Source organism: Novosphingobium sp. NFX11, from assembly GCF_057376415.1.
The window spans coordinates 1,031,039-1,057,500 of the sequence record NZ_CP080385.1; the positions used below are offsets into that span (position 1 = coordinate 1,031,039).

General features: G+C 63.9%; 24 protein-coding genes, 1 tRNA gene and 2 pseudogenes (1 of these 27 cut by a window edge). 16 read left to right on the forward strand and 11 right to left on the reverse strand.

Features of this window, described 5'->3' with window-relative positions:
* The first annotated feature begins 111 nt into the window (after positions 1–111).
* The 8 genes from KZO24_RS22495 to fabI all read left to right on the forward strand — a co-directional run bounded on the left by KZO24_RS22495 (position 112) and on the right by fabI (position 7,068).
* A complete protein-coding gene (locus KZO24_RS22495; RefSeq protein WP_486487246.1) occupies positions 112–1,455 on the forward strand; it encodes an MFS transporter in 1,344 nt (447 codons plus the stop codon).
* Positions 1,452–2,297 carry an SDR family NAD(P)-dependent oxidoreductase gene (locus KZO24_RS22500; protein WP_271181331.1) on the forward strand — a complete coding sequence of 282 codons (846 nt, stop codon included), beginning with the start codon at positions 1,452–1,454 and terminating at the stop codon, positions 2,295–2,297. The genes KZO24_RS22495 and KZO24_RS22500 overlap by 4 nt, the downstream gene beginning before the upstream one ends.
* A gap of 159 nt (positions 2,298–2,456) precedes the next feature.
* Positions 2,457–2,717 (forward strand): mechanosensitive ion channel domain-containing protein, encoded by a 261-nt coding sequence (locus KZO24_RS22505; RefSeq protein ID WP_486487247.1) that lies wholly within the window; start codon positions 2,457–2,459, stop codon positions 2,715–2,717.
* A 26-nt stretch (positions 2,718–2,743) separates the two neighbouring features.
* The gene (locus KZO24_RS22510; protein ID WP_430098931.1) at positions 2,744–3,058 is read left to right on the forward strand and encodes a mechanosensitive ion channel family protein; all 315 of its coding nucleotides are present in this window, start codon (positions 2,744–2,746) and stop codon (positions 3,056–3,058) included.
* A gap of 75 nt (positions 3,059–3,133) precedes the next feature.
* Complete coding sequence (locus KZO24_RS22515; RefSeq protein WP_271181332.1) at positions 3,134–4,252, forward strand: alpha/beta fold hydrolase; 1,119 nt, start codon at positions 3,134–3,136, stop codon at positions 4,250–4,252.
* Positions 4,245–5,189 (forward strand): bifunctional enoyl-CoA hydratase/phosphate acetyltransferase, encoded by a 945-nt coding sequence (locus KZO24_RS22520; RefSeq protein ID WP_430098927.1) that lies wholly within the window; start codon positions 4,245–4,247, stop codon positions 5,187–5,189. Before KZO24_RS22515 ends, KZO24_RS22520 begins: the two co-directional genes overlap by 8 nt.
* Positions 5,186–6,325, forward strand: coding sequence for an acetate/propionate family kinase (locus KZO24_RS22525; protein WP_271181333.1), 1,140 nt, complete (start codon positions 5,186–5,188; stop codon positions 6,323–6,325). Before KZO24_RS22520 ends, KZO24_RS22525 begins: the two co-directional genes overlap by 4 nt.
* A complete protein-coding gene (gene fabI / locus KZO24_RS22530) occupies positions 6,322–7,068 on the forward strand; it encodes an enoyl-ACP reductase FabI (protein ID WP_271181334.1) in 747 nt (248 codons plus the stop codon). The genes KZO24_RS22525 and fabI overlap by 4 nt, the downstream gene beginning before the upstream one ends.
* 17 nt (positions 7,069–7,085) lie before the next feature.
* Here the strand turns inward: fabI and KZO24_RS22535 are convergent, their stop codons facing one another.
* The 3 genes from KZO24_RS22535 to KZO24_RS22545 form a co-directional block, all read right to left on the reverse strand.
* A complete protein-coding gene (locus tag KZO24_RS22535) occupies positions 7,086–7,763 on the reverse strand; it encodes a hypothetical protein (protein ID WP_370424472.1) in 678 nt (225 codons plus the stop codon).
* Between the two features lie 141 nt (positions 7,764–7,904).
* Positions 7,905–8,057: a hypothetical protein gene (locus KZO24_RS22540; RefSeq protein ID WP_486487248.1), complete on the reverse strand. Its 153-nt coding sequence runs from the start codon at positions 8,055–8,057 to the stop codon at positions 7,905–7,907.
* A complete protein-coding gene (locus KZO24_RS22545) occupies positions 8,054–8,755 on the reverse strand; it encodes a hypothetical protein (protein WP_486487249.1) in 702 nt (233 codons plus the stop codon). The genes KZO24_RS22540 and KZO24_RS22545 overlap by 4 nt, the downstream gene beginning before the upstream one ends.
* A 337-nt stretch (positions 8,756–9,092) precedes the next feature.
* Between KZO24_RS22545 and rtcR the strand changes: the two genes are divergently transcribed.
* Positions 9,093–10,631, forward strand: a complete 1,539-nt coding sequence (rtcR, locus tag KZO24_RS22550; RefSeq protein WP_271181337.1) for an RNA repair transcriptional activator RtcR — start codon at positions 9,093–9,095, stop codon at positions 10,629–10,631.
* 294 nt (positions 10,632–10,925) lie between these two features.
* Here the strand turns inward: rtcR and KZO24_RS22555 are convergent, their stop codons facing one another.
* The 4 genes from KZO24_RS22555 to KZO24_RS22570 all read right to left on the reverse strand — a co-directional run bounded on the left by KZO24_RS22555 (position 10,926) and on the right by KZO24_RS22570 (position 17,554).
* Positions 10,926–12,191, reverse strand: coding sequence for an amidohydrolase (locus tag KZO24_RS22555; protein WP_486487250.1), 1,266 nt, complete (start codon positions 12,189–12,191; stop codon positions 10,926–10,928).
* Positions 12,192–12,300: 109 nt separating this feature from the next.
* A complete protein-coding gene (locus KZO24_RS22560) occupies positions 12,301–15,579 on the reverse strand; it encodes a TonB-dependent receptor (protein WP_271181339.1) in 3,279 nt (1,092 codons plus the stop codon).
* A gap of 635 nt (positions 15,580–16,214) precedes the next feature.
* Positions 16,215–16,871 (reverse strand): flavin reductase family protein, encoded by a 657-nt coding sequence (locus tag KZO24_RS22565; protein ID WP_271181340.1) that lies wholly within the window; start codon positions 16,869–16,871, stop codon positions 16,215–16,217.
* Complete coding sequence (locus KZO24_RS22570; protein WP_486487251.1) at positions 16,868–17,554, reverse strand: GntR family transcriptional regulator; 687 nt, start codon at positions 17,552–17,554, stop codon at positions 16,868–16,870. The genes KZO24_RS22565 and KZO24_RS22570 overlap by 4 nt, the downstream gene beginning before the upstream one ends.
* A gap of 330 nt (positions 17,555–17,884) precedes the next feature.
* On the opposite strand from KZO24_RS22570, the gene KZO24_RS22575 reads away from it, so the two are divergent.
* The 4 genes and pseudogenes from KZO24_RS22575 (at position 17,885) to KZO24_RS22590 (ending at position 22,435) form a co-directional block, all read left to right on the forward strand.
* Entirely contained in the window at positions 17,885–19,087 is a 1,203-nt protein-coding gene (locus KZO24_RS22575) for an ABC transporter substrate-binding protein (protein WP_271181342.1), read from the forward strand.
* Positions 19,088–19,090: 3 nt separating this feature from the next.
* Positions 19,091–19,965 (forward strand): annotated as a pseudogene (locus KZO24_RS22580) (branched-chain amino acid ABC transporter permease).
* Complete coding sequence (locus KZO24_RS22585; RefSeq protein ID WP_486487252.1) at positions 19,962–21,047, forward strand: branched-chain amino acid ABC transporter permease; 1,086 nt, start codon at positions 19,962–19,964, stop codon at positions 21,045–21,047. The pseudogene KZO24_RS22580 and the gene KZO24_RS22585 overlap by 4 nt, the downstream one beginning before the upstream one ends.
* Entirely contained in the window at positions 21,044–22,435 is a 1,392-nt protein-coding gene (locus tag KZO24_RS22590; protein ID WP_486487253.1) for an ATP-binding cassette domain-containing protein, read from the forward strand. Before KZO24_RS22585 ends, KZO24_RS22590 begins: the two co-directional genes overlap by 4 nt.
* Before the next feature lie 9 nt (positions 22,436–22,444).
* Here KZO24_RS22590 and KZO24_RS22595 read toward each other — a convergent pair whose 3' ends face one another.
* From KZO24_RS22595 to KZO24_RS22605, 3 genes and pseudogenes are all read right to left on the reverse strand, one after another.
* On the reverse strand, positions 22,445–22,594 hold the full coding sequence (locus KZO24_RS22595; RefSeq protein WP_271181345.1) for a hypothetical protein: 150 nt from the start codon (positions 22,592–22,594) through the stop codon (positions 22,445–22,447).
* Positions 22,595–22,944: 350 nt separating this feature from the next.
* Positions 22,945–23,287, reverse strand: a pseudogene (locus KZO24_RS22600) (recombinase family protein).
* Between the two features lie 223 nt (positions 23,288–23,510).
* Positions 23,511–23,593: transfer RNA gene (locus tag KZO24_RS22605), tRNA-Met, on the reverse strand.
* A 71-nt stretch (positions 23,594–23,664) separates the two neighbouring features.
* Between KZO24_RS22605 and KZO24_RS22610 the strand changes: the two genes are divergently transcribed.
* Positions 23,665–24,861 (forward strand): tyrosine-type recombinase/integrase, encoded by a 1,197-nt coding sequence (locus tag KZO24_RS22610; protein WP_370425241.1) that lies wholly within the window; start codon positions 23,665–23,667, stop codon positions 24,859–24,861.
* 373 nt (positions 24,862–25,234) lie between these two features.
* Positions 25,235–25,357 (forward strand): hypothetical protein, encoded by a 123-nt coding sequence (locus KZO24_RS22615; RefSeq protein WP_486487752.1) that lies wholly within the window; start codon positions 25,235–25,237, stop codon positions 25,355–25,357.
* Here KZO24_RS22615 and KZO24_RS22620 read toward each other — a convergent pair.
* On the reverse strand, positions 25,321–25,497 hold the full coding sequence (locus tag KZO24_RS22620) for a hypothetical protein (protein WP_486487773.1): 177 nt from the start codon (positions 25,495–25,497) through the stop codon (positions 25,321–25,323). The genes KZO24_RS22615 and KZO24_RS22620 overlap by 37 nt on opposite strands.
* On the opposite strand from KZO24_RS22620, the gene KZO24_RS22625 reads away from it, so the two are divergent.
* Positions 25,496–26,462 carry the 5' portion of a hypothetical protein gene (locus KZO24_RS22625; protein WP_271184302.1) on the forward strand. 185 nt of this gene lie beyond the right edge of the window, so only the first 967 of its 1,152 coding nucleotides appear in the window; it begins with the start codon at positions 25,496–25,498; its stop codon lies beyond the right edge, outside the window. The two genes, KZO24_RS22620 and KZO24_RS22625, sit on opposite strands and share 2 nt — an antisense overlap.

Consider the following 26,462-nt stretch of genomic DNA (forward strand, 5'->3'; position numbering starts at 1 on the left):
ACCGGCAGCCGCGATCAATGTTTGATTATCGCTCATTTGTTCAATATAGAATCACTTCGAGCAAGCCAAAAAAGCGCCGAGCCGCGTCATCCGGGAGAGAATATGTCATCGATGCCTGAGGGCTCCCCAGCGCCTGCGGACCTGCCGCCAGCCAGCGCTCGCAGTTGGCTCGTCGCTGGCTTGCTCGCGTTCTGCTACACCATCGGCTACCTCGACCGGCAGGTCATCAGCCTGCTGATCGCGCCGATCCAGGCGGCGCTGCATATCGACGACACCCGGTTCGGACTGCTCCAGGGCGTCAGCTTCTCGCTCTTTTACGTCGCCGCGACGCTGCCGTTGGCCTGGCTGGCCGACCGCACGCGCCGTTCGCGGGTGATGAGCGGATGTGTCGCGGCCTGGAGCGTGATGACGATGGCCTGCGGTTTCGCGGGCACATTCGGGCAGATGATGGCCGCGCGCATCGGCGTGGCGGTAGGCGAGGCAGGCCTCACCCCCGCCGCGCTGGCAACGCTGTCCGACCGCTTCAATCGTCGCCAACTGGCGACAGCGACCTCGTTCTACACGCTCGCGCCTTTCATCGGCGGCGGCTTTGCGCTCGGCCTAGGCGGGGCGATCTATGCCTGGGCGGACGGTCTCGAACCCGGCTCGGTGCCGATCCTGAGCAGCATCAACGCATGGCAGGCGGTGTTCCTGATCGTCGGCGCGCTCGGCCTGATACCCGCAGCGCTGCTGCTCCTGATCGTGGACCGCAAGGCCGCTGCATCGCCGAAGGAAACCTCGCCCGGCTTCGGCGAGGTCTTCGCACTGTTCGGCCGGCACTGGCAGATTTTCGTGCTCTACCAGCTGGCTATGGCCGCGGTGATGATCCTGCTCGCGAGCTACATCAGCTGGCTCCCCGCCGCGATCATGCGCTCCAAAGGAATCGACGAGGCGGAAGTCGGGCGATTGTTCGGCCCCGTCTACCTCATATGCGGAGCGGCGGGGACGCTTTCGGCCGGGATGCTGGTATCCCGCCTCGCAAGACAGGATCCGGCGGGTACGGTTCTGCGAGTCATCCTGTGCGCACTCGCACTCGTCTGGCCTCTCGCCGCCTTCGGGCTGCTGACATCCTCGCTCTATCTCGAACTGACGCTGATGGGCGCGGCGCTGTTCCTCATTAGCTGCGTGACGAGCCTTTCCTCGCTTACCTTCCAGTACATCACCCCGCGCCACCTTCGCGCGCAGGTGATGGCGATCATGGCGATGACCGCCGCGTTGCTCGGCACGGGGCTGGGGCCGATTCTGTCCGGCTACATGAGCGATCGCCTGACCGGCTTTGCGCATCCGCTGTCGGCATCGCTGGCGATCATCGGCGCAATCGCCGTACCCGTCGCCTTCGCGCTGATGGCGCTATCGCTGCGGTATCACTCAAAAACGCGGCTCGACCTTCAGCTGCAAGCACCGGAGCACACATGACCAGACCTGTCGCTTGCATCATCGGCGCCGGTTCGGGGATCGGCCGGGCGACCGCCGAAGTCCTCCACCGCGAAGGCTATGACCTGATTCTCGCCGACCTGTCGACCGAAGGACTAGAGCCACTGCGCATCGCCTTCAATGCGCAAGTAGCTGCCCTGGACATAGCAGACAGGCACGCGCTTGGGCTTTTTGCGAACGGCCTGCCGGAGATCGACGCGCTGGTACTGACGGCGGGCCTCTCGCCAAGTATGGGAAGTTTCGAGCGCATACTTGCCGTGAATCTCACGGCGACCGCGGCCGCTGTCGAACTGCTGAGACAGCGCCTGCGGGCTGAAGGAGCCGCGATCCTCATAAGTTCGATGACCGCCCACACGGCACCGGTTGAAGACCCGCGCATTGCCGCTTTGCTCGACCAGCCCGAAAAACCAGATCTCGCCGCCCGGTTGAGTGAACTCATTGGTCCGGAAGCGGCATTGCCTGGGATGGCATACGCGCTTTCCAAGGCCGGGATTCTGCGCATGGCACGCCGGTTTGCGACACCGTTCGGTCGTCAGGGACACCGCATCTGCTCGATCTCGCCAGGATGCATTGACACGCCGATGGGGCGTCTGGAGATGGGCCGCAGCGAAACATCGCGAAACGCCTTGAAGGCCGCACCAATTCCTCGTTCAGGAACTTCCGAAGAAGTATCAGAGGCAATAGCCTTTTTGGTGTCTCGACGGGCCAGCTACATTACCGGGTGTGATCTTCAAGTTGATGGTGGCTGGGTGGGCGCGTCACTTGCGGATCCTCCGGGTTCATCCCTGAAAAGTGCTGTCGCGCTGGCTCGATTGAAAGATTGACAACCCTTACGAGACATTCAGAGGTCAATTTAGCGCTCTCAGGAGCAGGCCATCTGCTTTAGCAAGCTTGATCGATCATGGCGGTCATATCTTTCTCTAGCCCCTATGAACATTGGGCGTCATCTTCGCATGAAGAAATCACTGGGAACGACCAGTTCGATGACATCGCCCTTCACTTCTTCGGGTGGCCTCGGCAGCGGGGCGGCGCGCTTTGGCCTGCAGTCGGTCGTCGCGAACTTCGTCAGCGGTATTGTTCTGCTCATCGAAAGGCCGATCAAGGAAGGCGACTGGATCGAGATCGCAGGCTATTCCGGCCATGTCCGCAAGGTCGCATTCCGCTCGACGCACATCGAAACAGCCGATCACCACGAAGTAGCATCTCCAACAACGAACTGGTGGCTGGTAGCCTCAAGAAACTGACTTATGGCGACAGCGAGGGACGGATCGTGCTGCCGGTAGGCGTCGCTTATGGTTCCGAACCGGAAAAGGTGCGCAAGCTGCTCGCCGACATAGCGGTATCGCACGAAAAGGTACTGGGCGATCCGCCTCCTCGCGTCGTGATCGACACCTTGGGCGACAATGCGATCAACCTCAACCTGCTGTGCTTCTTGGGCGACGTGAACCAGCGCATGACCGTGCGATCCGACCTCTACTTCGCGATCATCAAGGCGTTGGACGAGGCCGGCATCTCCATTCCGTACCCTCAGCGCGAATTATGGCTTCACGACGCCCGGATGCCTCAGGCTGCAAAGGATTTGTGACCGACTGTCACATCCATTACCCTGCCGCCCGCTATCCGTTCCCGCATCTTGAGGTGAAGACTGGATGACGCATTCATGACCTTGCCCGTCGAAGCATCCGCCGATCACGAACACAGCGTCCCGTTCTTCTGGCCCTTTGCAGCGGCGCTGACGCTTGGCGAACAGGCCGTCGAGACGATGCAGCGCAACCTCGACTTCGCGGTCGAGGCGGGCCGCATCGAGCATCCGCCCGAGCCGGAATGGGCCACGGCAAACATCGTGCGCCTCGATCTGGCGACCATGCGGTTGCGGGAGTTCGGTGGAGAAGGCGCCAGCGGAACGCCGGTCCTGATCGACGCGCCCTTCGCCGGGCACAGTTCCACAATCGCCGACTACGCCGATGGCCAGAGCCTCGTGCAAACGCTGATGGCAAGCGGCATCTCCAACGTCTTCGCGACGGACTGGAAGCCCGCAACGGCGGAAATGCGCTACTTCGACATCGACACCTACCTCGAACAGCTCAACGTCGCAGTCGATGATCTTGGCGGAAAGGTCCATCTCATCGGGCTGTGCCAGGGTGGATGGCTCAGCACGATGATGGCCGCGCGGTTTCCGGGCAAGGTGAAGAGCCTGACCCTCGCCGGATCGCCCATCGATACCGACGCGGGACACGGACCGATCCGCGAGCTTGCCCATGCCATGCCGATGTCGGTCTATGAAAAAATGGTCGGCGCGGGCGGCGGCAACATGCCCGGCGATTTCATGCTGACGGGCTGGAAGAACATGCATCCCGACAAGCAGTACGTCGAGAAGTTCGAGGCGCTCTACCGCAACATCGAGGATCGCAACTACATCGCCCGCACCGAGAAATTCGCCAGCTGGTACGAGAACCCGCTGGACCTGCCGGGCCGCTACTACCTCCAGGCGATCAGCCAGCTGTTCAAGGAAAACCGGCTCGCCAACGGCACTTTTAGCGCGCTCGGGCGGACGTTGGACCTGAAGGACATAACCATCCCCACCTACCTGCTGGCGGGCGAAGAGGACGATATCACCACCTCCGAGCAGGTTTTCCGCGCCCGCGACCTGTTCGGCACGGACTCCGGTCTGATCGAGAGCAGGCTGGTTCCCGGCGGGCATATCGGGCTGTTCATGGGGCACCGCACGCTGGCCGATGCCTGGCCGGAGATCGCGCGCTGGATTCTCGCGCATGACTGAGGCCGCCATCACCCAATCGACCGAGCGGTTGCTGGCCCGATGTGGCGGATTTCCGCCGATTCCGACCGCCGTGGTCCATCCCGTCACCGCCGTCGCGATCGAGGCGGCGGCCGATGCGGCACGGCGCGGGCTCATCGCTCCGGTGCTGATCGGGCCGCGTTCGCGCATCGAGGAAGCCGTGCACCAGGCGGCACTCAAAGGCACTCAATGGCCCATCATCGATACCGAACACAGCCACGAAGCCGCCACACAGGCCGCGATGCTTGCCGGAACCGGCAAGGTGGCTGCCATCATGAAAGGCTCCCTCCACACCGACGAACTGCTCGGTGCGATCCTCAAACCCGAGGCCGGCCTGCGTACCGAACGGCGGCTGTCGCATGCCTACGTCATGAGCATCGCGAGTTACCCCAAGCCGTTCATCATCACCGATGCCGCCGTCAATATCGCACCCGACCTTCCCGCCAAGGCCGACATCGTACAGAGCGCGGTGGACTTGTGGCGGGTGCTGTTCGACGCGCAGGCGAAGCCCAGGGTCGCGGTGCTCGCCGCCGTCGAGACAGTGAACCCGCGCATGCAGGCGACGCTGGACGCCGCCGCGCTGTGCAAGATGGCCGACCGCGGGCAGATCGCCGACTGCGTGATCGACGGGCCGCTCGCCTTCGACAATGCCGTTTCGCCCGAGGCCGCGCGGGAGAAGGGCATCGTCTCCCCGGTCGCGGGCGAGGCCGACATCCTCGTCGTGCCGGACATCGAGGCGGGCAACATGCTGGCCAAGCAACTCAGCTTCCTCGGCGGGGCGGAAGCGGCCGGGATCGTGCTGGGCGCGCGGGTGCCGGTCATGCTGGCCAGCCGCGCCGACAGCGAGCGGGCACGCCTGCTCTCCTGCGCCATCGCCGTGCTGCTGGCGCAGGCGCGGACCTCGGGCGCGATCCTGTGATCGCGGCGCCGGTTACTCCCGCAATCGCCACCCTCAACACCGGATCGTCGAGCCTCAAGTTCCGTATCTTCGCGCGTGCCAGTCTCGACCTGCTGATGGCCGGCAAAGTCACGGGCATCGGCACCGACTGCCGCATGAACGCGAAAGTCACCGGGACCGGCGCACAGATCACGCATGAACTGCCCGGCGCCGACCAGGAGGCCGCCCTCGCCGCCGTGATCGCCTGCATCGATGCACATGACGACGACTGGCGCATCGACGCCTTCGCCCATCGCATCGTCCACGGCGGCGCGACCTTCACCGCGCCCGTCATCGTCACGCCCGAAGTCATGGCCGAACTGCAGACGCTCTGCCCGCTGGCCCCGCTGCACCAGCCCTACAACCTTGCCGGCATCGCCGCGTCCGGCCGCCTCGCGCCCAATGCGCAGGACATCGCCTGCTTCGACACCGCCTTCCATGCCGGACATTCCGAGGTGGTCCACAGCTTCGCCCTTCCGCAAGCGATGCGCGAGGCGGGCGTACGGCGCTACGGCTTCCACGGCATCTCCTGCGAATGGATCGCGCGCATGCTGGCCGAGCAGCGGCCGGACCTTGCCGCAGGCCGCGTCGTCGCCGCCCATCTGGGCAACGGCGCCAGCCTCTGCGCGCTTCGCGGCGGGCGCAGCCTCGACACCACGATGGGCATGAGCGCGCTCGACGGCCTGCCGATGGGCAGCCGCAGCGGCGCGCTGGATGCAGGCGCGGTGACATACATGATGCGCCGCTTCGGCCTCGACGCAGACGCGCTCGACCACATGCTCTACGAGGAGTCCGGTCTCAAGGGCTTGTCGGGCCTGACCAACGACGTCGCCACGCTCGTCGCCAGCGACGATCCGCGCGCCGCCTTCGCGCTCGACTGCTTCACGTACCGCGTTGCGCAGTATGTCGGCGCGATGGCGGTGGCGATGGGCGGGATCGACGCGGTCGTCTTCACCGGCGGCATCGGCGAGAACGCACCGGGCCTGCGCGGCGCCGTCCTCGAACGCCTGGCCTTCCTCGGACCTGTCGAGAGCCTCGTCATCCCCGCCAACGAGGAGCGCATGATGGCGATCCATGCCCGTGCCTTGCTGGAGACCCAGTTGGAGTCAATGCCATGAAAGGCCTCATCGTCGGTCTTGCCAACGACCAGTCGCTCGCCTGGGGCTGCACCTCGGCACTGCGCGCTCAGGGCGCGACGCTCGCGCTGACTTACCTCAACGACAAGGCGCGCCCGCATGTCGAGCCACTGGCGCAGGCAGTGGAAGCGCCGATCTTCCTGCCTCTCGATGTGACGCGGCCCGAAGAGGTCGACGCCCTGTTCGATGCTATCGCGGCGGAATGGGGAAGCCTCGACTTCCTGCTCCATTCGATCGCCTTTGCGCCGAAGGAGGACTTGCAGGGCCGCGTGCTGGATTGCTCGGCCGAGGGTTTCGCGGCGGCCATGGACGTCTCGTGCCATTCGCTCATCCGCCTCGCCGCGCGCGCTGCGCCAATGATGACGAAAGGCGGCTCGATCCTGACAATGAGCTTCTACGGCTCGGAAAAGGTCATCCCCGGCTACGGCATCATGGGGCCGGTAAAGGCCGCGCTGGAGGCGAGCGTGCGCTACCTTGCCGCCGAACTCGGCCCTTCGGGCGTGCGCGTCAACGCGCTCTCCACCGGCCCGGTGCGGACCCGCGCCGCCTCGGGCCTGTCGCACTTCGACGATCTCATGGCGAAGGCCGCCGAGACCGCGCCGATGCACCAGCTAGTCACCATCGAGCAGGTGGGCGAGATGGCCGCATTCCTCCTCTCACCCCGCGCGCCGACGATCACCGGACAGACGATCTACGTCGATGCCGGATACAACGTTACCGGCTGAATCCCGATCGTCCGGGCTCACTCGCCATCGCGGGTGAGCGCCATTACGTCGATGAAACGCCCGCGCGCATCGAAGCGGCAGCGAAAGCGCTTGATGCCACTCCGCCCCTGATCGGCGGTGCCGTCGATCGTGCTGCCGCCGTTACGCCCGCGGATCAGACGCGCGGTGGCGATGTAGGCGGGCCTGACGCCATACTGCGCCGATGCCTCGCCGCGACAGTAAGCGGCCATGTTGCCCGGTGCGACAGGCTGCCCGGTGCCAGTCCCGGGACGAGGGCCCGGCCCCGGCGCTCCCGCCCCCGGCCGCGTCGTCACCGCCACAGACAGGCCGAAGTCCGCTCGCTCGCCGCGCCGTGCCGCACCCCGCATCAGATAGACCCGCAGCCGATAGTCGCCATTCGACGGCAGGCGGCCGACAAAGCGATTGCCACTCGTCGATCCGGTGAAGATCGCCACATCGCGCGACCCCGGCGGGAGCACGTTGAAATAGGCGGAACGATTGGAACTGCTGAGCGACGCCGTCATCGTCTGCCCGGCCCTGGCCGAGAGCAGGTAGTCGATGGTCTGGTAGCCCTTGATCGTCCCGCGCAGGAGTGTCGAACTTGCGCCCCGCGCGAACTGCACGCGCTCGCTGCGGACGGGCGCCTGCGCAACGGCGGGAACGGACACTGCGATAGCCGCAGCCGCGCTCAACATTGCCTGCCTCGTAACCATAGAAATGCTCCCATAGAGTTGGGGCGGGATGTAAAGCCGATAGGACGGAACGATTACTTACAGCCTGACGCACCGCTGCCCGACCCAAGTAACGCGAGGGAAGGCAGGGCCGGGCGCGCGATCTTAAAAGCGCCGATGCTCCCGCCCCTCGATCAGGTCGCAGGTTCCACGGAATGCATAAGAAGCGGTGCCCTGGACGCTGATCTGACCACTGCGGCGGTTGATCGTGACCAAAGGCTTGTTGAGACCATTGAGACGGTACTTGGCCCGGATCACGTCCGGCCCCATGTCCACATCATAAAGATCCCACCACCCGTCATTACCCCGGCTGTTGATGGGGGAACCAGCTTCTTGGGCAGTCGGATGCGCCCGCCACCTTCCCAGAACTGAAGCATCAGCGAGGCATCGAACTGCTGTCCGGTCATCTCGGTGCGGTTGCCATAGTCATAGCGATTGGTCCGCGCATTCCATGACCAGCCATACGTCGTCGAAACACTACTACGCTGACCGTCTCCAAAGCACACGAGCCCCAGATCGACATTCTGATCGTTTACCTGAAAGCGAGCCCGGTCCTCGACATAGCTTGGCGACTCGCGCTGCCCGGCGGTTGACCGAGCATAACCGATGTCTGGATGATACCCACGGTCGCGATCCCCGTCGCGCGCATCCGATCGGGTATGACCGGTACTGTGACCGCAATCGGCAGGCAGCGTATCGGTGATCGAATCGTAACGTCCATTCATCGTCGCAACGGTAACGCACTGGCGTTTGTCGCCATTCCACCAAATGGTGTAGCTGCGATCATCGCCTTTCTGCGTATTCACAAGGTCGTAGCCACGCGCCTTCATCTGGGTTTCAGCGCCGGGCGCACGGGAGCCCACGAGATCGGAAAGTTCTGACGGAGCCTGAGCCAATGCGGCCTGTCCAGCCAGTACCAAGGCAAGCCCACCTGCAGTGATGGTGTGGAATGTCACGAACAGCCTTCCTTTCCCGATCGAACAGCGCGGGCTCGATTCTGAATGAATATCTATACAATCTGGCGGACAATTTCATGAAGTGAATGCCCGCCAGATCATTTCAATCAAATGAAAAGATGGAAGGGGTCACGCCCAACAAAAGCGCGGCCGTAATACCCGGCCTGAAGCGGACATCCCCGGCTTGAAGAAACCTCGGCGCTGCTGCGGTCGAACTGAGCGAGCCGGATCTGGTCCGTATCCGCTCGGCACTCGCCGCCATCGAACTGGTGGGCGAGCGCTATTCCGCCGCCAACCAGAGCCTCGTCAATCGTCGATCTGAACCGAAGGATCTCCCATGTCCCGGATTCACGGCACCGCGCATCGCCGCCTCGCCGAATACGTCAGCGAGGACATCGCCGATGTCTCCCCGGAAACCACGGTCGAGCGCCATGTCATAGACTTCGTGGGCGCCTGGGATTTCGAGGAAGTCTACGGCAAGCTGCTCGACTTTACGCGCACCCTGCCGCTCGACACCGAGGCAGAGGACGTGCTGGTCCACATCACCACTGGCACCCACGTCGCGCAGATCTGCCTGTTCCTGCTGACCGAGGCGCATTATCTGCCCGGCCGCCTGCCCCAGACGCAGCCGATCCGCCGCGCCGACGCCACTGCGCCGGGCAGTTGGAGCGTCATCGACCTCGACCTGTCGCGCTACGATTCCATCGCCACCCGCTTCGCCGCCGACCAGCGCGAGGGCACTTCGTTCCTGAAGTCCGGGATAGAGACGCGCAACCCCGCCTTCAACGCCATGATCGACGAGATCGAGCAGGTCGCCTCGCGCACCCGCGCGCCGATCCTGCTGATGGGACCGACCGGTGCAGGCAAGAGCCAGCTGGCGCGGCGCATCCACGATCTCAAGAAGGTGAAGCGGCAGGTCGCGGGGCCGTTCGTCGAGGTCAACTGCGCCACCCTGCGCGGCGACGGCGCGATGTCAGCGCTGTTCGGACATCGCAAGGGCGCCTTCACAGGCGCGGCCACCGACCGTCCCGGCCTGCTGCGCAGCGCCGATGGCGGCATGCTGTTCCTCGACGAGATCGGCGAACTCGGGCTCGACGAGCAGGCGATGATCCTGCGCGCGATCGAGGACCGGCGCTTCCTGCCGATAGGCGCGGACGCCGAAGTGAAGAGCGACTTCCAGCTGATCGCCGGCACCAACCGTGACCTTGGACGCTGCGTCGCAGAAGGCACCTTCCGCGAAGACCTCTACGCCCGCCTCAACTTGTGGACCTTTGCGCTTCCCGGCCTTGCTGCCCGGCGCGAGGACATTGCGCCCAACCTCGACTACGAACTCGATCGCCATGCCGAGCGCGAGGGTATGCGCGTCTCGTTCAACAAGGAGGCCCGCGCCCGCTTCCTTGATTTCGCCACGTCGCCGCGCGCAACCTGGAACGGTAATTTCCGCGATCTAGCCGCCAGCATCACCCGCATGGCGACTTTCGCACCCAAGGGCCGCATCGACGTGGCGACGGTGGACGGCGAGGTCGTCCGGCTCGAGCGCCTCTGGTCAGACGGGAGCAATCGAAGTGACGGCCTCGAAACGGTCCTGAGCGCCGCGCAACTGGCCGAGATCGATCCCTTCGACCGCGTCCAACTCGCGTACGTCGCACGGGTTTGCCGAGAAAGTCCTTCCCTCTCCGAAGCCGGTCGCCGCCTCTTTGCTGCCTCCCGCGAACGCCGGGCCAGCACCAACGATGCCGACCGCCTGCGCAAGTACCTCACCCGGTTTGGGCTTGATCGCAACGCTACGGTGACCGCCCCTTCCCGGTCGTTCAGCGCTGCAATTTCGCTTCCCGGGTGCAGACTGGCCGGTATCCGGGAGCTGGAGGCAAAGTAAGCTGGCAGCGGCCCGATCGTGCCGCTCACACCACCAGGACCACGCCGACAGGCCCGGTATCTTCGAATTTTACTGTCAAACGAGCGAAGTCGCCGCCCCATACCCTGGGAAGCGGGGCGGTGGCTATCACGGAGAAGCCGGGCCCTGAGTCGCCCGGTTTCAAAGCCGCCTCATGGCGGCGGCGGCCAAATGCCGGGAGGTATCGAAACAGAATTACCGAAAGTTCCTGCGCGAGGGTATCGCGCCGGAACAATCAGCATTTCAGCATGGCCGCGCCACAATCCGGCCGTGCAATCAGGCGGCGTCCAGCACTCCCGCTACCAGATTGCCGGCATGGAACACGGCCTTGCGCGGGGTCTGGCGCGCGACCGTTTCGGCCGAGCAGCTGGCGGGGACCAGCACCATGTCGGCGGCGTCGCCGGCCTTTGGCCATACCTGCTTGCCCGCCGCATCCAGCGGGGTCGGCCCGCCGGTGGCGATCTTCAGGGACTGCGAGATCCCGTATTCGTCGCTCCAGCCGTAGAGCTGGCAAGCGAGCTTTGCCTTCTCCAGCACGTCGCCGCTGCCGAACACTGACCAGTGATCCTCGACGCTGTCGGTGCCGGTGTAGACCTTCACGCCCTTGTCCAGCAGGATCGGGATCGGCATCATCCGCGTGCCGAACGGCAGGGTGGATGCCACCGAAACATCAAGCGAAGCCAGCCGAGCGGCCAGTTCGGCCATTTCGCCTTCGGAAATCGACATCATCGAGAACGCATGACTAAGCGTTACCTTGCCACTCAGTGAGCGCTCGCGCTCCACCGTGTCGGCGATCCGGCGGATCGCGGCGATGCCGCTGGCGCCGGGCTCGTGCAGGTGGATGTCCACGCCCTTGTCCATGTCGAGCGCAACCTGCATCATCGCATCGACCGACTTCTCCATGCCGCCGTCGAGCGCGGTGGGATCGATGCCGCCCACATGCGTCGCGCCCGCCGCCATCGCCGCGCGCATCGTCGGGATCAGGTCGGCGCTGACGAAACCGTGCTGCGGGAACGCCACGATCTCATGCCCGAAACCGTCGGCGCGGCCGTCGAGCGCGTGCTTGAGCAGTTCGACGTGCTTGGTCCCCACCACCGGATCGACGTTGCACTGGCTGCGCGCAAAGGTGGTGCCGTTGGACTGCAGCAGATCGACCAGCTTGCCCGCGCGCTCCTCCAGCGTTGGGAGGAGCTGCGGCAGCAGCGTCTGCTCCAGCTTGATCTGCCCGCGAATGCCTTCGGTCCGCTTGCGCGGGGGCACCCACGGGCCGCCGTAGAAGGTCTTGTCGAGGTGGATGTGCATGTCGCGGAACGAGGGCAGCAGCAGCATGCCCTTCGCATCGCGCACCGCCACGCCCATCGGTGCAGGCGCATCGGCGGGGAGGATCGCGGCGATCTTTCCGCCGCGCACCAGCACCGAGGCTTTCGCAGTCTCGGTGCCGACCACTTCCGAACCCTCGCGCCGGTAGCCTGTCTCCAGCGTCACGCCGCGCAGCAGGAAGCTCGCGCCCTTCGCCCCGGCCGGCTTCGTCTTCGCCGCCATTGCCGGAGCCGCGACCCCGGCCGCCCCGCCACCAGGGCGGCGGCAAGAATACCCCGGCGGGAAAGCTGCATGTCATTGCGATCCATCATCGTCGTCCCTTCCCTAAGCCTTAGAACTTGAACCGCGCGCCGATCTTCATCTGCCAGACCGACTGCGTGTTGAAGCTGGTCGCCGCACGGCCGACGAAGCTGTCGTACTGGTAGAAGTTGCCCTGCGTCGGGCAAGCCCCGGCGATCTGGCAATTGCGCGCCACCACGTTCGCCGACACATAAGGCGACGGGATCTGCTGCAGCACGCCCCACTTGCGGTTGAGAAGATTGCCCAGGTTCTCGATATCGAGATAGATTTCCGCCTTCGCCCCGTCGGGGAAGAAGCCCGGGATTTCCTGGCTGATCCGCATGTCGATCGTCGTCAGCGCAGGCGCGGTGAAGGCATTGCGCGGCGCGATCTTGCCCGCGTACTTGAGCAGCCCGTTCTGCTTCAGGAAGGCGTTGAACGCAGCGATGTCAAAGCCCGGCGCATAAGTAACGATCGCATCGCTCGTCGCCGTCACCTGCCCGCCGCTCGTCTGCGGCACATAGAGCAGCTGGCGGTTGCGCGTCGCCAGCGCGCCGTTCTCGCCCACCAGCATGTCGGCCGCCATGTTGGCGTTGGCGCCCACATCGAAAGTATAGCTGAACACCTGCCCCGAGCGCCTCTGCCCGAACAGCGTCAGGCGCGTGCGGTTGTCGCCGAAGAAGGCATGCGAATAGCTGACCGACAGCTTCGACAGATGGCGGAACTCATAGTTCGAGGTCGCCAGCGCCGGATCGTTCGGGTCCGAAGTCGCCACCCCGCTGTAGTTCGACGCAGCCACCGTGGTGATACCGGGATTGACGTCCTTCGAACGGATGTAGGTGTGCGAGAACATCGCCTCCAGCCCGTCCAGCGGCCCTTCACGCCAGGTCTTCGCCAGCGCCAGACCTAGCTGGTTGGCATAGCCCTGCTTGGTGTTGGTCACGAGAATATCGTTACGGTTCTCGCGCCCCGGCAGATACGTCGGTCGCCCGTCCGGCGCATCCGGCCCGCGATTGGCGCCTGCGTACAATTCGTACCACGCCACCGCGTTCTGCACTTCGGAGTGGATGAACTCACCCGCCACGCGCCAGCCGTTGCCGAACGCGCCCAGATCGAACTCCTTCTGCGCCCCGATCGACATCTTCCACGTCGACTGCGGCTTGAAGTTCTTGTCCAGCGCATTGATGAGCCCCTGCCCGCGCGCCGCGCTGGCGGTATTGGCCGCCTGCAGCGCCGGGTTGACGTTGAACCCGTCCACGTTGCTCAGCCCCGCAAGGCACGCCGCGCTCGCCGTGGCACTCCGGCTGCAGGTTACGTTGCCCAACATCTGCCCGGTGCTGTAGAAGGTGTTCGCCGTCCACACCGTGGGCGAGCCGCCGCCGAACAGGCCGACGCCGCCATAGACCGTCAGCGTCGGGTCGGGCTTCCAGTTGAACCCGAAACGCGGCTGCAGCAGGTGCTTGCCGTCGAGGTTCTCGGTATTGGAAATCCCGTAGCGCGCCATCACCACCGGGTTTTCGTCCGGCCGGTCGGACTGCTCGAAGAAGTCGTAACGCAGGCCCGCCTTGATCGTCAGTTCGGGCAGCACCGCCCATTCGTCCTGCAGGTAGAGCGTGTTGGTCGTGGTGTGCAGCGTGAAGCCCGCATCCGCCTTCTGGTTGCTGCCCGCATTGGCATAGCTGACCGAGGAGGCATTGCCCGCGCGCAGATCGTCCAGCGAGTTAAACACGTAGGAGCCGTTGGCGTTCTGCACGAACAGATCCCAGATCTTCAGCGCCTCGCGCTCGTACCCGGCGGTGATGCGGTGCGATCCGGCGGTATAGGTCGCCTTGGCGCGGTACTGCTGCAGATAGGTCGTCAGCTCATTCGCCTGATACGAGGCATTGGTGCCCGCATAGACGCTCGGGCCGGTCGTCGTCCCGTTCAGGTATACGCGGAACTGCGCGAAATCGTTGCCCGCCAGCGGGAAGCCCGGGTTGTCCATCTTCTTGTAGGACGCGCTGATTTCGGTGCTGAAATTGTCGGTCCAGTCGGAGAACACCTGCGCCTTGTAGACGTCGAGGTTGTTCTGCCGCTCCACCCACTGCGACAGCAGCCCCAGCGACGTGCTCGACCCGGTCAGCGTGTTGCCGTTGGCCGAGATCGAGGAGCCGCGCGTGCGCTGGTACGAAACCGTGGCGCGGTGGCCCGGCGCGATGTTCCAGTCCAGCTTGCCGAAGAACTTCTCGTCGCGCGAAGGCAGCTTGGTCGCCTCGTAGCCGAGCGGGTCGTAGCCGTAGCGGTCCTTCAGGATCTGGCGCACTTCGTTGGCCTGTGCCACGCTGACGCCGGGCACCTGATTGGCGAAGTCCGAACCCGAAGGGCCGACCAGCGACGGCTCCGAACGCTCGAACTTCTCGTAGTTCAGCGTGAAGAACAGCGTGTCCTTGATGATCGGGCCAGTCAGCGTCGCGCCGAAGGTCTTTTCGGAGAACTTGCCGGTCAGGCGGCGGTCCTGCTTCGATCCGTCCTGGAAATCGGTGTAGCCGAAGCGGCCGCCCTGCAGCGCATCGCCGGTATATTCATAGAAGACCTGACCGTGAAAGCTGTTGCCGCCCGACTTGGTGGTGGCATTCAGCGTGCAGCCGCCGAACGCGCCGTAGTTCACGTCATAAGGCGCCAGTTCCACGCCCAGCGTCTCAACCACGTCGATCGAGATCGGTGAGCGCTGCGTGGGATAGCCGTTGGCCTGCAGGCCGAAGTCGTCGTTCTGGCGCACCCCGTCGATGGTCAGCGAATTGGTGCGGTTGTTGGCGCCGCCGCAGACCAGCGCATCGCTGTTGCTGGGATCGACCGCCACGAAGGGGTTCATCCGCGCCAGATCCTTGAGATCGCGGCTGATCGAAGGCGCCGCCTCGATCTTCTGCGCGGAGAAGTTGGAACTCGGCCCGGTCTTGAGGTCGCCGCCGCCATAAGTCGTGCCGCTCACCACGATCTCGCTGATCTCGCCCAGCGTGAAGTTTGCCTGGAACGCGTCGCCGGTGTTGATCGCGGGAATGTTCACGGACTTGGTGCCGAGGTCGGGTGAAGTCGCGGTGACACGGTACGGGCCGCCGGGACGCAGGTTGCGCACGGCGTAGACGCCGTCGGCGCTGGTCGTCGCGGTGGTGGTCGTGCCCGAGGGGACATGGACGATGGTGACGGGAGCGCCGCTCACCGGATTGCCGTCCGGATCAGTCAGGCGGCCATTGATGGCCCCGGTGATGACCTGCGCGTGGATCGCGCTGGGAACGGCGAGCGCGATCCCCATCGCACCCAGAGAAAGTCCGGCAGCCAGTTTCGCAAAGCGCATGATTGTCACCCTCATGTTGTCCGAAAAGGCGACCGGCAGGGGTGCGGCGGACTTTTGTCCTGCCGACACCCGGCGACCCGATCGCTCGTTGCGAGATCAAGTCATATGTCGAACTTCGTCGATGATCCAACATTAAATCGTCAACGATATAATAAATTTTCGAGAACGTTGTGTTTCTGCGATTTTTGGATGCTGCGGCGCGGTATGTTAGAGTTTAGTGCAGGTTGACGATCGCGCCGCGCAGCAATTTGGAATCGAATCGTTGACGATATTTTCGATGGTTCCGGTATCGGAATGGGCCATGCGAATGCGCCTTAGTGCGCGCCAACGCGCGCTCTTGCTCTTTTGGGTATCGCTAGGTTCAGTTCAGTGCACGGTCGTGTGCGCCTCGAACATCGGCGGGACGCGCCACCTTCATCTCCCTGCCGTCGCGCTGTGCAGGCAGGAAAGAGGGAAGGAAGGGGGAATGGCGAAACGCGCTAGACGGAAACGACACAGCGCTGACGAGGAATTGCTTCGCTACGCTCGCAATGACAAGCCGTGGGTGCCACGTCCATTTCCCGTCGTCACTACGAGCGCAGCGAAGCAATCCAGGGCCGCACAGCGAAACCTCATACGCCCCAAAACTCCGCCGCTCAGATCCGGTCGATGGCGGTTTCCCGCGCTTCGCCCTGCAAGGCGAAGCGATCGCGCGTGCGGGTGTAGAAGCTGGCGCCGAAGCGGCCGACGGGGAAATAGTCCTGCAGGTTCACCCGCCACAGGTCGGTGTCGACCAGCCCCTCGCGGGCATGAAGATGCAGGATCTTTCCGAGGAAGATGTACCGGCTCTCTGTCTCGATCGTCTCCCACAGGAGGCATTCGAAGGCGATCGGCGCCTCGGCGATGCGTGGCGGTTTCACACCGGCGGAAGGGATCGACGTGAAGCCGACGAGGTCCAACTCGCTCTGGTCGGGCGGCAGCGTGGTGCCGCAGTCGTGCATCTGCGCGGCGATTGCCTCGTCCGCCATGTGGACCACGAATTCCCGCGATTCCAGAACGTTGGCGGCTGTGTCCTTGAGCGCACCATCCTGCAAGCGGTTGATGGATATCATCACCAGCGGCGGATCCTCGCCCAGCATGGCGAACATGCTGAACGGCGCGGCGTTGACCACCCCCTGCGCATTGACCGTGGTGACCAGCGCGATCGGGCGCGGGACGATCAGGCTCGCCATCAACTTGTAGCGCTGATAGGCACCGATCGCGTCGAAATCGACGTGGGTCGTCTCGGCGGAGGTGGCGTCAGAACCGCTCATCCCAGATTCAACATCTGGGCAAGCGTCTGCGTCGAGGCCCCGCGATCGAGGCTGATATTGTCCTCCAGCGCGCGCAGATGGCGGCCCATTTCGGCGCGGGCCGAGGCGACGTCGCCCTTCTCCATGTAGTCGACGATGCGGCCGTGCTCGGCATGCTCGCACGCGGCGTTGCCGCTGGGCTGGTAGAGCGCGACGATCAGCGAGCAGCGCGTCATCAGTTCGGTCAGGTACGCGGTCAGGATCGGGTTGCCCGCGACCGCCGCGATGCGCAGGTGGAATTCGCGCGCGCAGGCGGCCCAGGCGGGCTGGTAAGGGTTATGCGTAATCTCGTGCTCGTGCGCCAGCAGACGGCGAAGATCGGCCAAGTCCTGCGGGGTGTGGCGCCGTGCGGCGATCTCGACGATGGATACTTCCAGCGCCCGGCGCGCCTCGAAGATCTGGCGGGTTTCCTCGGGTGTCGGGGCGGCGATGACGGCGCCCTTGTTGGGCCGCAGTTCGACGATGCGCTCATGTTCCAGCCGCTGCAGGACCTTGCGGATCACCGCGCGCGACACGCCGAACAGCTCGCACAGCGCCGGCTCGGGCAGCTTGGTGCCGGGCGTCAGCCGCTGGTTAAGCACGCTGTCGAACACCGTCTCGTAGATGTGCTGCTCGACATCGACCCCGCTGGCCGCCGCCGCCACGCCCAGGTCCGGCGCAGCCTCAGCCTTGCGCGCCCGGCGGGGGCGGAAGCGGCACTGGCATTATCGTCCGACATCGCGAAACCCTGCTTCATGATCCAAAACCACCTTCCAACACCCCGCACGGCCATCACAGCCCAGCCGGAACCACCCTACTCACCGAAGCTCCACTCTGAAACACGCGATGGATGCCCCGGATTCGCTTTGCACCAGATTTGTCGAATTTTGCAAGAACAATCATAAACGATCCATAATATAAATCGTTGACGATTTTTGTATTGAATTGTTTCGTCTTCGTGATAGCCAGCTTGCGAACCTCAATGAAGGCGGACCATGGCGATTCTCGTTCCCAGGCGCACCATCCTTGCCGGCATGATCGGCGGCGCCGCGGCGGCCCTTGGCGGATGCTCTCGCAGCAGCGATCGGATAGGCGTGGGCCTCATCACCGCCCTCACCGCGCAGTCGGCCAAGTCCGGCGAGGCGATCTCGCGCGGGATCACTATCGCCATCGATGAGATCAACGCGGCAGGCGGCCTCCTGAACCGCAAGCTGGAACTGATCCGCCGCGATGACGAAAGCAGTCCCGCCAAAGGTGTGATCGCCGCCCGCGAATTGCTCTACAAAGAAGGCGTGGCGGTACTGTTCGGCGGGCTGGATACGCCCGTCGCGCGCGCCATCGTGCCGATCGCCACTGCCGCGCGCACGCCTTTCGTGGTGCCGTGGGCGGCGGGCACGGTGATCACCCATAATGGCACCGATCCCAATTACGTGTTCCGCGTATCAGCGGTGGACGAACTGGTCGACAAGGCGATGGTCGCCTTTGCCCGGCGCACTTACGCCGTGCGCCGCCCCGGCCTGATCCTGCTGAACACCGCATGGGGCCAGTCCAACGAAAAAGGTCTGAAGGCGGCGCTCGCCGCAGCCGGGCTGCCGCTGGCGGGGTCGGAGAAGTTCGAGCATTCCGACCTCGACGTTACCCCGCAGCTTGGCCGCCTGCGCGCTGCCGGAGCGGATTGCCTGCTGATGGTGGCCACTGTCGGTCCTTCGGCGCAGGTCGTGAAGTCGCTCGACCAGATGGACTGGGACGTGCCGATCGTGTCGCACTGGGGACCGGCCGGCGGGCGCTTCTCCGAACTGGCTGGCTCGCACGCGAACAGGGTGAAATTCGTGCAGACATACAGTTTCTTCGGCGCCGATACCCCGGTGAGAGCCCGCGTTCTTGCTGCGCTCAAGGCGAAGTACCCCGACATCACCGGACCGCAGGACGTGACGCCGGCCGTCGGTGTCGCCAACGCCTATGATGCGATGCATCTGGCCGGACTGGCGATCGCAGCCGCCGGGTCGCAGGACGGCGAGGCAGTGCGGCGCGGCTTCATCCGGATTGGCCGCTATGAAGGCCTGATCAAGACGTATGACGCTCCCTTCGCCCATGGCCAGGACGCGCTGGACGAGCATGACTACGTCTGGGCCGAGTTCGACGGGGGGCGCATCGTGCCGCTGCCCTTGCCCGGCACCATGCCGTCAAAGGCGGCCTGAGCTATGGAAGTCCTTCCCGCCCTGCTCACCGGCCTTGCGCTTGGCTCCATCTACGGGCTGATCGCGCTGGGCTTTCACATCACCGCGTCGGTCTGCGGCGCAGTGAACTTCGCGCAAGGGTCCAGCGCCATGCTGGGCGCGGTGCTGCTTTGGATGCTGACGCAGGCCGGATGGCCGGTCCCCGCTGCGGTGGTGATCGCCGTTACCGCCTGCGCGCTCTACGGCCTGATCGTCGAGCGCGCGGCGATCCGCCCGTTCCTGATGCGCAAGTCCGATGCCTGGCTGATGGCAACGGTGGCGCTGGGGCTGGTCTGCGATAACGGCGTGATGCTGGTGTTCGGCGCCGAGCCGCGTTCGCTGCCCTCGCCGCTGGCGCAAGACGCCGTGCGGGTGGGCGGCATCGACCTTGGCATCTATCCGCTGCACCTGCTGATCCCGCTGGTGATGCTGGCACTGGCGGGGGGATCGACCTGTTCCGCCGCCGCACCCTGCACGGCGTGGCCATGCTCGCCGTGGCGCAGAACCGCGACGCCGCCGCGATCATGGGCATTCCGGTGGGCCGGGTCATTGCTGCTGCTTTCGGCTTGTCCTCGGCCCTTGCCGGCATCGCGGGAATGCTGGTGGCGCCGCTTTCCCATGTCGAGACCGGCATGGGCGTGACGCTGGGCCTCAAGGCCTTCGCTGTCGCCATTCTGGGAGGCCTCGACAACGCGCGAGGCGTCGTGGTGGCCGCGCTGCTGTTCGGGCTGGTGGAGGCCCTCGTCACGCTCGGCGTCGGCTCGGGCTATACCCAGATCGTGACCTTCATGCTGGTCATCATCGTCCTTGCCGTACGCCCCGACGGGCTGCTCGGCCGAGCACAGGTGCGCAAGGTATGAACGCCCTATCCCATCGAATCGCCGCACCTGCACTGTGGGGCGTGTGCCTGTCGGCGAGCATCGCCGGAGCGCTGCTGCTCAACGGCTATTACGCCTTCGTCATTGGCCAGATCGCGCTGCTGGCAATCGCCGGCATCGGCCTCAACGTGCTGATCGGGCTGAGCGGCCAGTTCAGCTTCGGGCATGCCGCATTCTACGCCATCGGTGCCTACGCGGTGGCGATCTGCACCTCTCACGGCTATCTGCCGTTCTGGCTGGCATGCCCGCTGGGCGTAGCCATTGCGGTCGGCATCGGCGCTCTCCTCGCCTTGCCCGCTTTGCGAGTCAAAGGGCCCTACCTTGCCATGGTGACCATCGCTTTCGGCCTGGTGGTGGAGCAGACGCTGGTGGAAGCCGAAAGCCTGACCGGCGGCCAGAGCGGCATCCTGCAAATCCCGCCGCTGTCGCTGGCCGGGATCGTGTTGGGCGACCGGGCCATGGCGATCGCGGCCATCGCGGCGGCAACGCTGGTGATGGCGGCCTATCACATGCTGTCGGCCAACGGCTGGGGGCAGGCGATGCGCGCGGTTCGCGATTCCGAGAACGCTGCCGCCTCCATCGGCATTTCTCCGACGCGCACACGCATCGTCGCCTTCATGGTCTCGGCCGGGTGCTGCGCGCTAGCGGGCGGGCTGTCGGCGCCGCTCAACAGTTTCGTGACGCCGCAGTCCTTCGGCCTCAACTTCTCGATCCTGCTGGTGCTGACGGTGGTGATCGGCGGCATCGGATCGCGGCCCGGCCCGGTGGTTGGGGCGATCGTCATCGGCGTGCTGCCGGAACTGCTGTCTTCTTTCGAGGCCTATCGCATCCTTGCCTATGCGGCGCTGGTACTACTGGTGCTGTGGATAGCTCCCGGCGGCATTGCCGGAATGCTGCGCCTGCCTGAGGCAGACAGCGCTGCCCCCAAGAGGATGCCGCTGCTATTGCCTCGCTTCTGGCGAAACGCCGCCGCAATACCCTGTCGGGGCGCGGCCTCGGTATCCGGTTTGGTGGCGTGCGCGCGATCGGCGATCTCGACATCGCAATCCCGGCTGGGAGCGTGACGGCGCTGATCGGCCCGAACGGTGCCGGGAAATCGACTGTCATCAACATCCTGAGCGGCTTCTATCGCTCCGATGAAGGGGAGCGTCTGGTCGGAGACACTCCATTGGCCGCTGGCAAGCCGTGGCTTTCGGCGCGGGTCGGCATTGCGCGCACCTACCAGACCTCTGCCCTGTTCGACAGCATGAGCGTGGAGGACAACGTCCTGCTCGCCATGCGCAAGGGACAGCCCGGCATGCTTTACGGGGCCGCCCTGAACCGCAGCCCCAAGGATGTGCACCATGCGCGCACCTTGCTGCGGGCCTGCGGCTTTGCCGGGCCGCCATCGACCCGCTGCAGCGCTCTGGCACACGTCGACCGGAGGCTGGTAGAAATCGCGCGCGCGCTCGCGACGGACCCGGACGCCCTGCTCCTCGACGAACCGGCAGCTGGGCTTTCCCAGACTGAGAAACGGGTGCTCGGCGACCTGCTGCGGCAGATCGCCGAGGCAGGTATCGGTGTCGGCCTGGTGGAGCATGACATGGGCCTTGTAATGGGCGTGTCGGACCGCGTTGCGGTCCTGCGCACCGGCGAGCTTATCGCACAGGGCAGCCCGGCCGAAGTTCAGGCGGACCCGCTGGTGCGCGAGGCCTACCTTGGCGAAAGGCGCATGGGCGGGCAGGCCGTGGCCATCGCCAAAGGCGGCGAACCCTGCCTTGCCGCCTACGCGCTGAATGCAGGCTACGGCGCCATCGACGTGCTGCACGGCATCGACATCGAGGTACGTCCCGGCGAAGCCGTAGCCCTGCTGGGCGCGAACGGCGCTGGCAAGTCCACGCTGATGCGCATTCTCTCCGGTCTGATGGAACCGGGTTCAGGGCACCTCAGACTGGAAGGTACGCAGATCACGGCACAGGATGCGCCCGCTCGCGTGCGTCAGGGGCTGGCACTCGTCCCGGAAGGGCGGCAGGTCTTTCCCGAGCTTTCGGTATTCGACAATCTGCGTCTGGGTGCTTATGTGCGACCCAAGGATGCGGCGGCCCGCATGTCCTCGATTCTGGAGCGTTTCCCGCGCCTTGCCAACATGCAGCAGCGCCGGGCGGGGCTGCTCTCTGGCGGTGAGCAGCAAATGCTGGCGATCGGCCGGGCACTCATGTCCTCGCCCCATATCCTGCTACTGGACGAGCCTTCACTGGGCCTGTCCCCGCAGATGACATCGGACCTGTTCGATCAATTAACGCTGCTTCGAGATGAAGGCATGGCGATGCTCATCGTCGATCAGATGGCCGATTTGGCACTTAACCTTTCCAGCCGTGCCTATGTTCTAAGAAGCGGACGAATTCTGGCGACGGGTCCGTCTGGCGTTATGATGTCGAGCGAAAATCTCGAAGCCTTGTATCTGGGCAATTGAGCTCGCGCACTAGTCGATGCCATAGACTGGCACGGCAACATCCAGCATCGGCGGGCGTGGAAAACGCTGGCAATCAAATCGAGCGATTTGCTGCACCACCGGCAGCATCTGGCGGTCAGCGGCGATGGGCCTAATGCTATTGCCTCTGCGTTCGAACATGGAGGCTCCTTGCCGTTCTTCGATGTCACGGATACATTAGCTTACGGCGCCGTGCGTAATCCCCAATTCCTAGACGGCGCGCGAGAAGCTGTGAGTCACCGTTTCATCAGTGATATCGATGGGCCCATTCATCTCGAACATCCCGAGCCGCGAAAGGCTGGTATGAACAGCCCAGTGAATATCATGCTATAATCACCCGACGTCCGGAATCGCCTGCCTCGCGCTCGGAAGCAGACCGTGCACAAAGTCCCATCTGCTGCCAGCGGCTTCAGGATTTTTATCGTGTTGCCTGGCTCAGATTTGGTTCTTCATTCCACTCAAGGGCCATTGCGCTCGTGCCAGAGCGGGCATCACCTTAATCGGCCCGAGCATGCGCCTGAGTTTTCATCGTCCCCTTTGTGCAGCGTGATGCCGTTAAAGCGTAGTAGCTTATCGACGTGTGCGATGTCTTCCTGATCGCGGGATATGCGATCGAGGTTTCTACACAGCATGTCGAACTGCCCTGCCCTGGTATCAGCCAGAAGCTGCAGCAGGCCTGTTCGCCCCGCATGCTCGCGCCTCGTCGTGATAATAAGCGACGATCTCCCAGCGTTCGCGTGCTGCAAGTTCCCGACAGACCAGCAACTGGTCGTCGATGGAATGCACATTCTGCAGATCGGATGAGTAGCGGGCGTAGAGAGCCGCTTTGAGCATCAAGGGTCCGGCGGCGAGGGCCGACGCTTCTGGAAGTAACTATGCAAAAAATCATTTTTTTCGAGATTTTACCTATCTCCGCGAGGAGAAGCGGAAGTTGGTTGCGGGGTGCGCCCCCGATTGAACCCAATAAGCCAAGTCATTGATTTTATTGAGACGAGGAATTTCCGCCCAAATAGACATCTCAGCAAGATTCTGATTTCTATAAGATTTTTAGGGAGTTTGGTTGCGGGGGTAGGATTTGAACCTACGACCTTCAGGTTATGAACCTGAGAATAGGTGTTTCCTGAAACCCTTGAATATGCGGCATTATCAGGCATAAATACCTGAATATCGCGACTTTCTTTTGGTCAATCGCGCTCGCTCGGAGACAGCCAATGTCAAGCATATCGCAATCGAACGCGGACACAGAACGGACACAGGCATTTCGAGAGAAGCTTTCGGACCAGTCCGTGCGCGATGCCGCACCGCCCATCACCGGCAACCGCATCATCTATGACGCAAAGCTGCCGGGCTTCGGATTGCGCATCACCGCCAAGGGCGTTCGCTCCTTCGTGCTGAACTATCGGTTCAAGGGACGTGAGCGACGCATCACCATCGGGCAGTATCCGACTTGGAAGCTGCTCGCCGCCCGCAAGCAGGCCGAACACCTGCGGCGGCAAATCGATCTCGGGATTGATCCTCTGGAAGAGCGCATCGCCGACCGCACCGCGCCGACCGTGTGCGACCTGTTCGACCGCTATGCGCTGGAACACCTGCCGACCAAAGCGCCGCGCTCTGCCGCTGACGATCGCTCGATGTGGATCAAGGACATTCTTCCCGCCATGGGCGCAAGCAAGGTTGCGGACCTGACCTCTGCCGACTGCGACGAACTGCACCGCGCCATCAGCATCAAGCGCCCTACCCGCGCAAACCGCGTGATCGAGGTTCTACGCAAGGCGCTCAACCTCGCGATCCGGTGGGAATGGATCGACCGCAACCCTGCCTCCGGCGCGCGCAGGAACCCCGAGCCAAAGCGGACACGGTATCTAGGCCGGGAAGAGGTCGGCAAGCTGGTGCGTGCGCTGGAAGATCACCCTGAGCGCGTTTCCGCTGACGCGCTGCTGTTCATGCTGCTTACCGGCTGTCGCCGGGGCGAAGCGCTCAATGCGAAGTGGAGCCAGATCGATATGCAGCATCGCATCTGGACCAAGCCGAGCACGGAAACCAAACAACGCCGCGAACATCGCGTGCCGTTTTCAATTGCCGTTGCCCAACTCCTCGACCGGCGGCGTGCCGAAGCAGTAGGGACGTTCGTGTTTCCCGGAAGCGTCGGCGCGCCGCTGGTCGAAGTACGCCGCACTTGGGCGAAGGCTTGCGCAGTCGCGGGTCTGGAGAAGGTTCGTATTCACGACTTGCGGCATACCTTCGCCAGCCTGCTTGCCTCGTCGGGGCAATCGCTGCTCGTCGTGGGCGAACTGCTGGGGCACTCCAGCCCGCAGACGACGAAGCGCTACGCCAACCTCTATGACGATTCCTTGCGGTTGGCCGCTGAAAGCGTCCCGCTCTCGGTTGGCTTGAGTTCCGAGCGGTGACATACGCTGCCACTGAAAGCCATATCCCCCGAAGCGCTTGCCTATCGTCTGGCGCTATGGCTTTTTAGGCGCGCAAGGCCGGCGTCCGAAAAAGGGGCGCTTTTGCAAAACCATCCAGAGTGATGGGCGCGCTTAGCAATCCGTTGCAGGCAACACGTAACATAGTGCCCCGACCGTGTGGGCAAGCGTGACCAAGCCTAGTTAGTAGTGGCGCGTCCCCCGAGGTGATCATCCCACAGCATCCTTATAGGGCTTCGGCCTTGCGCCTCATTCCAATTGGAGATGCGCTGTGGGAACGTTTGCACCATCTGATTTTCTGACGCCGCCGGAAGCCGCTCAACTCCTTCGCCATAGTCCGCGCACGCTGGCCCGGATGCGCGCCGAAGGTCGAGGGCCGAAGTATCACCGCGAAGGCGGTCTGGTCCTCTACTGGGGGAATGATCTCATAGACTGGTTCCGTCAGTGCACGGTCACACCGCCCAGGTCGTTGGCTTGATGCAGCACGCAGCGCGTACCGAGCGGCAGCGAGGGCGCACTGCGCGCGGCATCATGCCCCACCACCTTCCGGTCCATCCAGATGCTGAGGGGGTCTTTGTAGCACCCCCTCCAGAAATACATGAACAGGTTAAAACCCATGATCGAACTGCTCTATCGCGGCTTCGACGGCTTGGACGTCAGCTTTCAGGCCCAGATACCCGCCGCCCTCTCGCAAGCCCTCGAAGCCGCCAAAGCGGAAGCACAGAAGTTCCGCAGCGCCATGCCGTTCGAATGGAACGGCGTGCACATGACCATCGCTGAAAGCGGTGCTCGCAATGGCTATGCTTTCGTCGCCAGCACTGGCGATTTCGGCGCAACATGGTTTTTCAAGAAACCCAACATCTACGACCCTTGGGGCGTCCGCGTGTCCTGCAGTTCATTCCTGCTGGCAACAAAGGGCTTAGGTGGAGCGCGGGCAGAGATTTACGCCGTGCTCGACGCTCTCGGGATCGTCGTGCCGCCCGGCGGTGAAAGCATCGGCCGCGTAGACTACGCTCTCGATTTTCTCGCGCCCGGTTTCGTGCTGTCATCAGAGCACTTCATCATGCCTTCTAATACTGGCTGGAAACTGCATGCCGACGCTCAGGAGTTCAACGAAAACGGTAAATCGGGCCGCGTATCCTCTGTAACAGTCGGCAAGATGCCGAGACGGCAAATCATCGTCTACGACAAGCGAGCCGAGATCATCGCCAAACGCAAATTGGCATGGTGGGAGATTTGGGACGCGAACCGCGTTGCATGCGGGCTTGAGCCGCTGATCCGCGACGATCCACGCAGTCATGCGGTCTGGCGCGTAGAAATTCGCGCCGGGAAGCACCACCTTAAGGAAGAGTGGAAGATCACGAAATGGTCCAATCTCCATGACCATTTTGGTGATCTGGTAGCTGAAACGCTACGCAAGGTTCGCCATGTTTCCCCCAATGGCGATAGCAATCGCTCACGTTGGCCGGAAAGCGCCCTATGGCAAGCCGTCCGCGCCGAAGTGGAGCACGACCTCCTCGAAATGCGCAGCAACGCCTCCCCGGACCGTGTGAAGGTCGTTCAGCGTGAGGCGCACGCGCAAC